The organism is Azospira sp. (assembly GCF_030247495.1).
Taxonomy (GTDB): domain Bacteria; phylum Pseudomonadota; class Gammaproteobacteria; order Burkholderiales; family Rhodocyclaceae; genus Azospira; species Azospira oryzae.
In genome coordinates this window covers 452,356-464,499 of record NZ_JAOTRW010000003.1, presented here as the reverse complement: position 1 = coordinate 464,499, position 12,144 = coordinate 452,356, and the positions used below count along the sequence as shown (strand labels likewise).

11 protein-coding genes are annotated in these 12,144 nt (G+C 61.1%); 1 reads left to right on the top strand and 10 read right to left on the bottom strand.

What is annotated here, in order from left to right; translation table 11 throughout:
* Positions 1-49: 49 nt before the first annotated feature.
* Complete coding sequence (locus tag OEL49_RS05575; protein WP_287874175.1) at positions 50-556, top strand: BRCT domain-containing protein; 507 nt, start codon at positions 50-52, stop codon at positions 554-556.
* A gap of 83 nt (positions 557-639) precedes the next feature.
* Here OEL49_RS05575 and lpdA read toward each other — a convergent pair whose 3' ends face one another.
* From lpdA to OEL49_RS05525, 10 genes are all read right to left on the bottom strand, one after another.
* Positions 640-2,064, bottom strand: coding sequence for a dihydrolipoyl dehydrogenase (gene lpdA, locus OEL49_RS05570; RefSeq protein ID WP_014237276.1), 1,425 nt, complete (start codon positions 2,062-2,064; stop codon positions 640-642).
* 92 nt (positions 2,065-2,156) lie between these two features.
* Entirely contained in the window at positions 2,157-3,365 is a 1,209-nt protein-coding gene (gene odhB, locus OEL49_RS05565) for a 2-oxoglutarate dehydrogenase complex dihydrolipoyllysine-residue succinyltransferase (RefSeq protein ID WP_287874174.1), read from the bottom strand.
* 27 nt (positions 3,366-3,392) lie between these two features.
* Complete coding sequence (locus OEL49_RS05560; RefSeq protein WP_014237274.1) at positions 3,393-6,215, bottom strand: 2-oxoglutarate dehydrogenase E1 component; 2,823 nt, start codon at positions 6,213-6,215, stop codon at positions 3,393-3,395.
* 113 nt (positions 6,216-6,328) lie between these two features.
* Complete coding sequence (gene gltA, locus OEL49_RS05555) at positions 6,329-7,624, bottom strand: citrate synthase (protein ID WP_014237273.1); 1,296 nt, start codon at positions 7,622-7,624, stop codon at positions 6,329-6,331.
* 80 nt (positions 7,625-7,704) lie between these two features.
* Positions 7,705-7,947 carry a succinate dehydrogenase assembly factor 2 gene (locus OEL49_RS05550; RefSeq protein ID WP_014237272.1) on the bottom strand — a complete coding sequence of 81 codons (243 nt, stop codon included), beginning with the start codon at positions 7,945-7,947 and terminating at the stop codon, positions 7,705-7,707.
* Positions 7,947-8,666 carry a succinate dehydrogenase iron-sulfur subunit gene (locus OEL49_RS05545; RefSeq protein WP_014237271.1) on the bottom strand — a complete coding sequence of 240 codons (720 nt, stop codon included), beginning with the start codon at positions 8,664-8,666 and terminating at the stop codon, positions 7,947-7,949. Before OEL49_RS05545 ends, OEL49_RS05550 begins: the two co-directional genes overlap by 1 nt.
* Before the next feature lie 21 nt (positions 8,667-8,687).
* Positions 8,688-10,481, bottom strand: coding sequence for a succinate dehydrogenase flavoprotein subunit (gene sdhA, locus OEL49_RS05540; protein WP_014237270.1), 1,794 nt, complete (start codon positions 10,479-10,481; stop codon positions 8,688-8,690).
* A gap of 3 nt (positions 10,482-10,484) precedes the next feature.
* Positions 10,485-10,832: a succinate dehydrogenase, hydrophobic membrane anchor protein gene (gene sdhD / locus OEL49_RS05535; protein WP_014237269.1), complete on the bottom strand. Its 348-nt coding sequence runs from the start codon at positions 10,830-10,832 to the stop codon at positions 10,485-10,487.
* Positions 10,826-11,218, bottom strand: coding sequence for a succinate dehydrogenase, cytochrome b556 subunit (gene sdhC / locus OEL49_RS05530; protein WP_014237268.1), 393 nt, complete (start codon positions 11,216-11,218; stop codon positions 10,826-10,828). The genes sdhD and sdhC overlap by 7 nt, the downstream gene beginning before the upstream one ends.
* Positions 11,219-11,348: 130 nt before the next feature.
* On the bottom strand, positions 11,349-12,089 hold the full coding sequence (locus OEL49_RS05525; RefSeq protein ID WP_014237267.1) for a GntR family transcriptional regulator: 741 nt from the start codon (positions 12,087-12,089) through the stop codon (positions 11,349-11,351).
* Positions 12,090-12,144 lie beyond the last annotated feature (55 nt).

The window sequence follows — 12,144 nt, the reverse complement described above, 5'->3', positions numbered from 1 at the left end:
CACTGGTAGTATGCAAAAATCATTTTTGTCATTGTGGAGCCCAGGACGAATGGAATCCCTCAAATTCATTTATCAAGACAGCAAAGGCCATATAACGGCAAGAGTGCTCCTTAACATTTCAGAAACGGACAAGTACATACAAGGCATATGTCAAAACAAAAAAGAGCTAAGAACATTTCTTAAGAGCCGCGTACTTGAATACGTTTCAGACGAGGCCGTGATCGAAAATAGACTAAGGCATCACCAATCCTTGCACCCATCCCCCATAGGCCCCTCTCTCAGTCGACGTTTCAAACGAGAGATAAACGCTCTCGGAAAACCTGAGGTGTGCTTCACCGGATTTAAGGAAGAAAGCAAAAGCATTCTTAGCAAACTAGCATCCGATAATGGAATGCTTGTCCGTACCGAAGTCACCAAAAATCTTTCATATCTCTGCTGTGGGAACAACGCCGGCCCGAAGAAAATAGAGAAAGCTCGGAATCAAGGTGTAGTTGCCCTTGATGAAGAGCAATTCAGGGTCCTTTTAGATACTGGTGAAATTCCTGATCACGACTAATGTGGTTGATATAAAAAGAAAAAGGCGAGGAGCAATCCTCGCCTTTTTTGTCTGCACCGGGCCACAGCCCGGATGCTTTCCGCTTAGAAGTGTAGCGGGCGCTTGTCGCAGGCCAGGGCGGCTTCGTGCACCGCTTCCGACAGGGTCGGGTGGGCGTGGCAGATGCGGGCCAGGTCTTCGGAGGCGCCGCCGAACTCCATGGTCACCACGGCTTCTGCGATCAGTTCGGAGGCATTGGGGCCGATGATGTGCACACCCAGGATGCGGTCGGTCTTGGCGCAGGCCAGCATCTTGACGAAGCCGGTGGGGTCGCCCATGCCCAGGGCCCGGCCGTTGGCCAGGAAGGGGATCTTGCCGGCCTTGTAGGCCACGCCGTCAGCCTTGAGCTGCTGTTCGGTCTTGCCGACCCAGGCAATCTCGGGGCTGGTGTAGATGACCCAGGGGATGGTGTCGAAGTTGCAGTGACCGGCCTGGCCGGCCATCAGTTCGGCAACCATGACGGCCTCTTCCATGGCCTTGTGGGCCAGCATGGGGCCGGACACCACGTCGCCCACGGCCCAGACGCCGGGCAGGTTGGTGCGGCAGTGGCCGTCCACTTCGATCTGGCCGCGCTCGTTGAGCTTGAGGCCGATCTTTTCGGCGTTGAGGCCGTCGGTGTTGGGCACGCGGCCGACGGAGACGATCAGGCGCTCCGCATCCAGCTTCTGTTCCTTGCCGTCCTTGTCGGTGTAGGCGATGGAAACGCCCTTCTTGCTGACCTTGGTCTCGCCCAGCTTGACGCCCATCTGGATGTTGAGGCCCTGCTTGGTGAACAGCTTGAGGGCTTCCTTGGCCACGTCCTGGTCGGCGGCGGCGAGGAAGTCGGGAGAGGCTTCCAGGATGGTCACTTCGGAACCCAGACGACGCCACACGGAACCCATTTCCAGGCCGATGACGCCGGCGCCGATGATGGCCAGCTTCTTGGGCACGGACTGTTGTTCCAGGGCGCCTTCGTTATCCAGCACGATCTTCTGGTCCACGGCGATGCCGGGCAGATGACGGGCCTTGGAGCCGGTGGCGACGATGACCTGCTTGGCCTCGACGACTTCGTCGCCGACCTTGACCTGCCAACCGGCGCCGCCCTGACCGACGAAGGAACCGTGGCCATTGAGCTGGGTGACCTTGTTCTTCTTGAACAGGCCCTTGATGCCGGAGGTGAGCTGGGTCACCACGGCGGTCTTGCGGCCGATCATGGTGGGCACGTCGATCTTGGGTGCGCTCACCTGGATGCCCTGGGCGGCGAAGGCGTGGCCGGCTTCCTCGAACAGGTGGGAGGTGTGCAGCAGGGCCTTGGAGGGGATGCAACCCACGTTCAGGCAGGTGCCGCCGAGGCGGGGTTCGCCCTTGGGATCGGCGTAGGGATTGGATTCGCAGCAGGCGACGGAGAAGCCCAGCTGGGCGGCGCGGATGGCAGCCACATAGCCGCCGGGGCCGCCGCCGATGACGAGAACGTCGAATTGTTTGGACATGGTCAGAACCTTTCGTTCATGAAAAGAACGCAGAGGGCGAAGGCTGGTGGCCCCGCGGCTCTGCGTTCCTTGGATCAGTCAGTCAATGCGCATTAAACGCCGAGCAGCAGGCGGGCGGGATCTTCCAGGGCTTCCTTCATGGTCACCAGACCCAGCACGGCTTCGCGGCCGTCGATGATGCGGTGGTCGTAGGACATGGCCAGGTAGTTGATGGGGCGCACCACCACTTGACCGTTCTCGACCACGGCGCGGTCCTTGGTGGCATGGATGCCGAGGATCGCGGACTGGGGCGGGTTGATGATGGGGGTGGAGAGCATGGAGCCGAACACGCCGCCGTTGGAGATGGAGAAGGTGCCACCGGTCAGTTCTTCGATGGAGATCTTGCCGTCCTTGGCCTTCTGGCCGTATTCGGCAATCTTCTTCTCGATGTCGGCGATGGACATCTGGTCGGCATCACGCAGGATGGGCACCACCAGACCGCGGGGGGAGCCCACGGCGATACCGATGTCGATGTAGCCGTGATAGACGATGTCGTTGCCATCGACGGAGGCGTTCAGGATCGGGTACTTCTTCAGGGCAGCCACGGCGGCCTTGACGAAGAAGCCCATGAAGCCCAGACGCACGCCATGTTCCTTCTCGAACTTGTCGCCGTACTGCTTGCGCAGGGCCATGACCGGGGCCATGTTCACTTCGTTGAAGGTGGTGAGGATGGCGTTTTCGTTCTTGGACTGCAGCAGGCGCTCGGCGATGCGGGCGCGCAGGCGGGTCATGGGAACGCGCTGCTCCGGACGGTCACCCAGGGGGATGGACACGGCAGGGGCAGCCACGGCGGGCGCGGCGGCCTTGGCCTGGGCGCCCACGGCGTCTTCCTTGGTGACACGGCCACCACGGCCGGTGCCGGAGACGTCGGCGGCAGCGATGCCCTTCTCGTCCAGGATCTTGCGGGCGGCGGGGCTGGCGGTGCCGGCAGCAGCAGCCGGAGCAGCGGCAGCAGCCACCGGGGCCGGCGCGGCAACGGCGGGAGCAGCGGCGGCAGCCGGAGCGGCGCCGGCGGCAGCCTTGGCTTCGGTGTCGATCTGGGCGATGACTTCGCCGGAAACCACGGTGTCGCCGTCGCCCTTGATGATCTTGACGATCACGCCGGCATCGGGAGCGGGCAGTTCCAGGACCACCTTGTCGGTTTCGATATCGATGAGGTTCTCATCGCGGCTGACAGCTTCGCCTGCCTTCTTGTGCCAGGACACCAGGGTGGCTTCGGCAACGGATTCGGACAGTTGCGGGACTTTGACGTCGATAATCATGATCTACGTTTCCTTTGTCTCTCGGTTTTAGTTCAGTTTGCCCAGTGCTTCTTCCAGCAGGGCTTTTTGTTGCTCCACGTGCTTGGCCAGGTAACCCACGGCCGGCGCAGCAGCAGCAGGACGGGCCACCACGTGCAGGGTCTGACCCTTCTTCAGGGCAACTTGCAGGCGGTGAGCCTTGGCGTACCAGGCACCCTGGTTCAGGGGCTCTTCCTGGCACCACACCAGTTCCTTGGCGTTGGGGAACTTGGACAGTTCCTCATCGAAGCGCTTGTCGTCGAACGGATACAGCTGCTCGACGCGCAGGATGGCGATGTTCTCCAGCTTGCGTTCTTTGCGGGCGGCCACCAGGTCGTAATAGACCTTGCCGGCGCAGGCGATGACACGGGTGACCTTCTTCGCTTCCAGCTTCTCGGTTTCGCCGATGATGGTCTGGAAGGTGCCGTTGGCCAACTCGTCCAGGGAGCAGGAAGCGCTGGGGTTGCGCAGCAGGGACTTGGGCGTCATCACCACCAGGGGCTTGCGCTGCTTGCGCACCATCTGGCGACGCAGCAGGTGGAAGATCTGGGCGGCGTTGGAGGGGTAGCAGACTTCCCAGTTGAACTCGGCGGAGAGCTGCATGTAGCGTTCCAGGCGGGCGGAGGAGTGCTCCGGACCCTGGCCTTCGTAGCCGTGGGGCAGCAGCAGGGTCAGACCGCAGGCACGACCCCACTTGGCCTCGCCGGAGCAGAGGAACTGGTCGATCACCACCTGGGCGCCGTTGGCGAAGTCGCCGAACTGGCCTTCCCACACCACCAGCTCATTGGGCTCGGCGGTGGCGTAGCCGTATTCGAAGGCCAGCACGGCCTCTTCGGACAGCACGGAGTCGAAGCTCTGGAAATTGCCCTGGTCTTCCTGCAGGTTGGCCAGGGGGATGTAGGAACCGGCGTCCCACTTTTCCCGGTTCTGGTCGTGCAGCACACCGTGACGGTGGAAGAAGGTGCCGCGACCCACGTCCTCGCCGGAGATGCGCACGCCGTAGCCCTGGGCCAGCAAGGTGGCGTAGGCCAGGTTCTCGGCCATGCCCCAGTCCACCGGCAGCTTGCCCTCACCCATCTGGGCCCGGTCTTCGATGATCTTCTTGACGCGGGAGTGCATGGTGAAGTTTTCGGGAATGGCAGTCAGGCGCTTGGCCAGACGCTGCAGTTCCTTCTTCGGCACCTTGGTGTTGCCGAGCTCGGTGTACTTCTTGTTGGTGTAGGGCGCCCAGTCGTTGGCGTGCTGACGCTTGTAGTTGGACAGCACGGGGTCGGACAGCAGCTTGCCCTGGTCCAGGGCGGCGCGGAAGTCCTTGATGATCTGGTCGGGACCGTCGGCGGAGAGCACGCCCTGGGCCACCAGCTTGTCCGCATACAGCTTGCGGGTGCCGGGGTGGGCCTGGATCTTCTTGTACATCAGGGGCTGGGTCACCATCGGCTCGTCCTGCTCGTTGTGGCCGAGCTTGCGGAAACAGATGATGTCGATGACCACGTCCTTCTTGAAGGTCTGACGGAATTCCAGGGCCAGCTGGGTGACCAGGGCCACGGCTTCCGGATCGTCGCCATTGACGTGGAAGATCGGGGCTTCGACCATCTTGAAGATGTCGGAGCAGTACAGGGAGGAACGGTAGTCCCGGGGATCGGAGGTGGTGAAGCCGATCTGGTTGTTCACCACGACGTGCACCGTACCGCCGGTGCCGTAGCCGCGGGTCTGGGAGAAGTTCAGCATTTCCTGGTTCACGCCCTGGCCGGCAACGGCGGCATCGCCGTGGATCAGGACGGGCAGGATCTGGGCCTTGGCCGCATCGTCACCGCCGCGACGACGCTGGCGGGCATAGACGGAGCCTTCCACCACCGGGTTCACGATTTCCAGGTGGGAGGGGTTGAAGGCCAGGGTCAGGTGCACCGGACCGTGGTCGGTGGACACATCGGAGGAGAAGCCCATGTGGTACTTCACGTCGCCGGAGGACAGGTCCTGGGCCTTCTTGCCTTCGAACTCGTCGAACAGCATCTTGGGCGCCTTGCCCAGGGTGTTCACCAGCACGTTGAGGCGGCCGCGGTGGGCCATGCCGATGACGATTTCCTGGACGCCGGTGGCGGCACCGGTGCGGATCACTTCGTCCATGGCGACGATGAGGGACTCGCCGCCTTCCAGGGAGAAGCGCTTCTGACCCACGTAGCGGGTGTGCAGGTAGCGTTCCAGGGTCTCGGCCACGGTGAGGCGGTCGAGCAGGCGCTTCTTGCGCTCGGGCGTGTAGTTGCCATTGCCGCGGCTGGGTTCCAGGCGTTCCTGCAGCCAGCGCTTCTGGGCAATGTCGCTCATGTACATGTATTCGACGCCGATGGAACCGCAGTAGGTTTCCTTCAGCGCCTCAATGATCTGGCCCAGGGGAGCGCGATCGGCGCCGAACTGGAAGGAGCCGGTATTGAAGGGCTCGTTCAGGTCGGCGGGCGTGAAGCCGTAGAAGGACGGCTCCAGTTCCTGGATTTCGGGGCGTTCCTGGCGCTTGAGCGGGTCCAGATTGGCCCAGCGGTTGCCCAGGAAGCGGTAGGCATTGATCAGCTGCAGGACGGCAACCTGCTTCTTGTCGTCACCGGCGGCCACCACGGTACGCACCGGACCCCGCTTGCCCTGTTCGGCAAAGGCGGCGATCACGGGGAAGTGGGGAACATCGCGGGCAGCGGCACCCGGCTGCTGGGCCAGCTTGTCGAAGTATTCGCGCCATTCGTCGGGAACGGACGCGGGATTGTCGAGGTAGTTCTCGTACAGCTCCTCCACGAACGGGGCATTGCCGCCGAAGAGGTAGGAGGTGCCGAAGTTTTGCATCATCATGGCAATCACCTGTGGTGTGGTTTTATTGTTGGAACGTCTGTCTCTCACTGCAATCGGCGAATTTTCCGCCGACCATTGAAAAAAAGGGCGGCCACGCCGCCCCTTTTCTCGTCTTACTTACGGCTGGCCAGCGGCGCGACGTCGCGCTTGGCGGCGCCGATGTACAGCTGACGCGGACGACCGATCTTGTATTCCGGATCGGTGATCATCTCTTCCCACTGGGTCATCCAGCCCACGGTACGAGCCAGGGCGAAGATGCAGGTGAACATGGAGGTGGGGATGCCGAGGGCCTTCTGCACGATGCCGGAGTAGAAGTCCACGTTCGGGTAGAGCTTCTTCTCGACGAAGTAGGGATCTTCCAGGGCGATCTTTTCCAGTTCCATGGCCAGCTTGAACAGGCGATCGTTTTCCAGGCCCAGTTCCTTCAGAACGTCGTTGCACACCTGGCGCATCAGCTTGGCGCGGGGGTCGAAATTCTTGTAGACGCGGTGACCGAAGCCCATCAGCTTGAAGGAGTCGTTCTTGTCCTTGGCGCGGGCGATGTATTCGCCGACGCGGGAGACGTCGCCGATCTCTTCCAGCATCTGCAGGCAGGCTTCATTGGCGCCGCCGTGGGCAGGGCCCCACAGGCAGGCGATACCGGCGGAGATGCAGGCGAAGGGGTTGGCACCGGAGGAGCCGGCCAGACGCACGGTGGAGGTGGAGGCGTTCTGCTCGTGGTCGGCGTGCAGGGTGAAGATGATGTCCAGGGCACGGACCAGCACGGGGTTCGGCTTGTAGGTCTCGCAGGGGGTGCCGAACATCATGTGCATGAAGTTGGCGGTGTAGTCCAGGTCGTTGCGCGGGTACATGAACGGCTGACCGGTCGTGTACTTGTAGGCCATGGCAACGATGGTGGGCATCTTGGCGATGATGCGGTTGAAGCTGATGCTGCGATGCTCGGCATCGGAGAAGTCCATGGCTTCATGGTAGAAGGCGGACAGGGCACCGACCACACCGACCATCACGGCCATGGGGTGGGCGTCGCGGCGGAAGCCGCTGAAGAACTTGGCCAGCTGTTCGTGCACCATGGTGTGGTTCTTGATGGTGTCTTCGAAAGCGGTCTTCTGGGAAGCGTTCGGCAGTTCGCCGTTCTTCAGCAGGTAGGCGACTTCCAGGAAGTTGCAGTTTTCGGCCAGTTGCTCGATGGGATAGCCGCGGTACAGCAGCTCGCCCTTGTCGCCATCGATGAAGGTAATCTTGGATTTGCAGCTGGCAGTGGACAGGAAGCCGGAATCGTAGGTGAAGAGACCGGTTTTGCCGCCCAGGGTACGAATGTCGATACAGTCGTTGCCGTGGGTGGGAGACATGATCGGGAAATCGACCGGCCCTTGGCCTTCGATATTGAGAGTAGCCTTGCGTTCGCTCATTTTGCAGCCCCTGTGGTGGTGGTTGTCATCACTACTTTTTTAGCGAAGGACGAGGCGCCATGGTGGCGCCCCTTCCTTACTCAGCACTTACGCAATTTGGCCAGTACGGCAGCCTCATGCGGGTCGGAAAGTTCCTTGCCCCCAACAATCAGGCCAAGGAAATCCCAATCTTCTAATTCCGCCAGCTTTTTGAAGGCTTCGACCTCCGGTTCCGTCAGCTTGTCGAATTCCTGGTCGAGGAATTTGGTCAGCGTCAGGTCCAGCTCCAGGAGGCCGCGGCGGATGCAGCGCCAGCGAAGGCGCTCGTATTCAGCACGATCCATTAAACAGCACGCCGAACCATCATTTCCTTGATCTTGCCGATGGCCTTGGTGGGGTTCAGGCCCTTCGGACAGACATCAACGCAATTCATGATGGTGTGGCAACGGAACAGGCGATACGGGTCTTCCAGGTTGTCCAGACGTTCATTGGTGGCCTGGTCGCGGGTATCGGCGATGAAGCGGTAAGCAGCCAGCAGGCCGGCCGGACCGACGAACTTGTCGGGGTTCCACCAGAAGGACGGGCAGGAGGTGGAGCAGCAGGCGCAGAGGATGCACTCGTACAGGCCGTTCAGCTCTTCACGCTCTTCCGGAGACTGCAGACGCTCGCGCTCAGGAGGAGGATCGTTGTTGATCAGGTACGGCTTGATGGAGTGGTACTGCTTGAAGAACTGGGTCATGTCCACGATCAGGTCGCGCACCACGGGCAGACCGGGCAGGGGCCGCAGCACGATGGGCTGGGGCAGCTCGTCCACGTCGGTGAGGCAGGCCAGACGGTTCTTGCCATTGACGTTCATGGCGTCGGAACCGCACACGCCTTCGCGGCAGGAGCGGCGGAAAGCCAGGGAATCGTCCTTGACCTTCAGGCGCACCAGGGCATCCAGCAGCTTCTTGTCGGACTGTTCCAGTTCGACGGTGATGTCCTGCATGTAAGGTGCGTTGTCCTTATCCGGATCGTAGCGATAGATCTTGAATTGAACGGTACGTTTGGTATTGGCGCTCATTTGCGTAATTCCTTCCTGGCCTTAGTAGGTCCGCTTGGCGAGAGCGATGGACTCGACGTCGGCAGACATCGGCTGCAGGTTCACCGGCTTGTAGTCGAGGCGGTTGCCTTCGGAGTACCACAGGGTGTGCTTGAGCCAGTTCTTGTCGTCGCGGCCGGCCGGGGTCTCGGCGGTATCCAGGGCATCGTCCCGCACGTGGGCGCCGCGGGATTCCTTGCGGGCTTCGGCGGAGATCATGGTGGCCTTGGCCACTTCGATCAGGTTGTCCAGTTCAAGGGCTTCGGTACGGGCGGTGTTCCAGACCTTGGACTTATCCTTGATCTCGGTGGTCTTGGCCCGTTCGGCGACCTTCTTGATTTCCTCGACGCCAGCCTTGAGCAGGTCGTTGAAGCGGAACACGCCGGCATGCTTTTGCATGGTGCGCTGCATGGCCAGACGAACCTCGTGCACGCTCTCGCCGTTCTTCTGGTTGTCCAGACGGGCGATACGGGCCAGGGAAACGTCGGCGGCGTTGGCCGGCAGGGGCTTGTGGGCGCGGGGATTGCCCTTCAGGTCTTCCACCACGGACTCGCCGGAGGACTTGCCGAAGACCAGCAGGTCCAGCAGGGAGTTGGTGCCCAGGCGGTTAGCGCCATGCACGGAAGCGCAGGCGCACTCGCCGGCAGCGTAGAAACCGCCCACGGGAACGGACTTCTCGTCGCCCTTCGGCACAATGACCTGGCCCTTATAGTTGGTCGGAATACCGCCCATCTGGTAGTGGCAGGTCGGCACCACGGGGATCGGGGCCTTGATGGGATCCACACCGGCAAACTGGATGGAGATTTCACGAATGCCGGGCAGGCGCTTCATGATGGTCTCGGGGGACAGGTGGGTAATGTCCAGCAGCACGTGATCCTTGTCGGGACCGCAGCCGCGGCCTTCATTGATCTCGGTCACCATGGAACGGGACACCACGTCGCGGGAGGCCAGATCCTTCAGGTTGGGGGCATAGCGTTCCATGAAGCGCTCGCCGGAAGCGTTGCGCAGAATGCCGCCTTCGCCGCGCACGCCTTCGGTGATCAGCACACCGGCACCGGCCACGCCGGTAGGGTGGAACTGCCAGAATTCCATGTCTTCCAGGGGGATGCCGGCACGGGCAGCCATACCGACGCCGTCACCGGTGTTGATGAAGGCATTGGTGGAAGAGTAGTAGATGCGACCGGCACCGCCGGTGGCAAAAATGGTGGCCTTGGCGTGGAAGATGTGAACTTCGCCGGTTTCCATTTCCATGGCGGTCACGCCCAGCACGTCGCCATCTTCGTCACGGATCAGGTCCAGGGCCATCCATTCCACGAAGAACTGGGTGTTGGCCTTGACGTTACGCTGGTACATGGCGTGCAGCATGGCATGACCGGTACGGTCGGCAGCGGCACAGGAGCGGTTCACCGGCTTCTCGCCATAGTTCTGGGAGTGGCCGCCGAAGGGGCGCTGGTAGATCTTGCCGCTGTCCAGACGGTCGAAGGGCATGCCGAAGTGTTCCAGTTCCACGACCACTTCGTTGGCCTTCTTTACCATGAATTCGATGGCGTCCTGGTCACCGAGCCAGTCGGAACCCTTGACGGTGTCGTACATGTGCCAGTGCCAGTTGTCCTCGGTCACATTGCCGAGGGAGGCGGCCACGCCACCCTGGGCGGCAACCGTATGGGAACGGGTGGGGAACACCTTGGACAGCACGGCGGTCTTGAGGCCGGCTTCGGAAACTTGCAGAGCGGCGCGCAGACCGGCACCGCCGGCACCCACGATCACCACATCATACTTATGCACGGGGATAGTCATTACTTACAGTCTCCACAGAATCTGAGTGGCCCAGCCGGCGTAGCCGAGCAGGGCGAAAATGGTCAGGACATGCAGCACCAGGCGGATGCCGGTGGGCTTGACGTAGTCCATCCAGATGTCACGCACGCCGATCCAGGCGTGGTAGAACAGGGAGAGGAAAAACAGGAAGGTAATGAACTTCATGAAGCCGTTGGCGAACAGGCCGCGCCAGGCTTCGTAGGTGTTGGGGCCGATAGCGCCGACGGCGGCCAACAGGATGACGGAATAGACGGCCATGATGACGGCCGTGGCGCGCTGGGCAATCCAGTCCTTCAGGCCGTAATGGGCGCCAACAACAATGCGATTTACCATAGCAGGGCAACTCCCAGGATGACGGTCAGCGCGATGCTGACGGCGAAGACGATCTTGCTGGTCAGACGGGCGGATTCGAGATCAACACCCATGTGCACATCCAGGAACAGGTAGCGGATACCGGCACAGAAGTGGTGACAGAAGGCCCACAGCAGGCCCAGCAGGATGATCTTGACCAGGGGATGGGCTGCGACGGCCTTGAAGGTGGCAAACGACTCGGGCGTCGCCAGGCTGCTTTGGAACAGCCACAGCAGCAGGGGCAGACACAGGAACAGGCCGGCGCCGCTGACGCGGTGGAGAATGGAAAGAATACCCGGTAGGGGCAGGCGGATCGTTGTCAGGTCCAGATTTTTCGGACGCTTCTTTTTGATACTGAGTTCTGCCATGAACGTCATCCCTCTTGCTTGTTGCGAAACGGCGACTGAACTGCCACCGCACCCTTATGAAAGTTATAAATTATAGTGTTTTTCGACTTCCCTTTGTTTCCGAATTTCCGTTGCCGCCGACCTCCTTGCCTCAGCCTAGTTCATTCAGATAATGGTGTTTCTGGGTCGAGTAAAAGCCGCGACGCCACTCGACCGGCTTGTTGCCGTAGGTAAATGCCACTCGCTCCACCAGCAGCAGGGGACTACCTTCCGGCACCCGCAGCAAATCCGCATTGCTCTTGTCCGCAGCCACGGCACGAATGCGCTCTTCGGCGCGGATCATGCGCACGCCGTAACGGGACTCGTACATGCTGTAGAGGGATTGATCGCTGCCCTTGAGGATTTCCAGGGAGAGATCGGGAAAGAGATCGCTGGGCACATAGATTTCGTCCAGCACCACCGGCTCGGCATCAAAGCTCAACAACCGGCGGACGATGGTGATGGGCTTGCCGACTTCGAGACCGAGAACCCGCGCCACATCCTGACCGGCCTTGGCACGCCAGCATTCGATGGGTTCGCTGTGGGATTGCTGCAGGCCGCCTTCGTTGGGAACGAGGCGCAAAAAACGGAAGAAGGAACGGGGGTCGTTGTGGGTGGCGACGAAAGTGCCCTTGCCCTGACGGCGCACCAGGAGATTTTCGGCAGCCATCTCGTCGATGGCCTTGCGCACCGTTCCCTGACTCACACCAAAGCGCAACGCCAGCTCGGATTCGCTGGGAATGGCATCGCCGGGACCCCATTCCCCCGCTTCCAGGCTACTCATCATCAACTCCTTGATCTGACGATACAAAGGGCTGAAGGTGGGCGACAGTGACGTAACTTGGCGGGTCATAATCTGGTTATTTCAGCACAAAAAACGTCAATAGTCTATTCTAATACTTACATCT

Bases quoted from the DNA above. Each gene is read 5' to 3' on its own strand.
- OEL49_RS05575 (WP_287874175.1), top strand. From the start codon at position 50: ATGGAATCCCTCAAATTCATTTATCAAGACAGCAAAGGCCATATAACG.
- lpdA (WP_014237276.1), bottom strand. From the start codon at position 2,064: ATGTCCAAACAATTCGACGTTCTCGTCATCGGCGGCGGCCCCGGCGGC.
- odhB (WP_287874174.1), bottom strand. From the start codon at position 3,365: ATGATTATCGACGTCAAAGTCCCGCAACTGTCCGAATCCGTTGCCGAA.
- OEL49_RS05560 (WP_014237274.1), bottom strand. From the start codon at position 6,215: ATGATGATGCAAAACTTCGGCACCTCCTACCTCTTCGGCGGCAATGCC.
- gltA (WP_014237273.1), bottom strand. From the start codon at position 7,624: ATGAGCGAACGCAAGGCTACTCTCAATATCGAAGGCCAAGGGCCGGTC.
- OEL49_RS05550 (WP_014237272.1), bottom strand. From the start codon at position 7,947: ATGGATCGTGCTGAATACGAGCGCCTTCGCTGGCGCTGCATCCGCCGC.
- OEL49_RS05545 (WP_014237271.1), bottom strand. From the start codon at position 8,666: ATGAGCGCCAATACCAAACGTACCGTTCAATTCAAGATCTATCGCTAC.
- sdhA (WP_014237270.1), bottom strand. From the start codon at position 10,481: ATGACTATCCCCGTGCATAAGTATGATGTGGTGATCGTGGGTGCCGGC.
- sdhD (WP_014237269.1), bottom strand. From the start codon at position 10,832: ATGGTAAATCGCATTGTTGTTGGCGCCCATTACGGCCTGAAGGACTGG.
- sdhC (WP_014237268.1), bottom strand. From the start codon at position 11,218: ATGGCAGAACTCAGTATCAAAAAGAAGCGTCCGAAAAATCTGGACCTG.
- OEL49_RS05525 (WP_014237267.1), bottom strand. From the start codon at position 12,089: ATGACCCGCCAAGTTACGTCACTGTCGCCCACCTTCAGCCCTTTGTAT.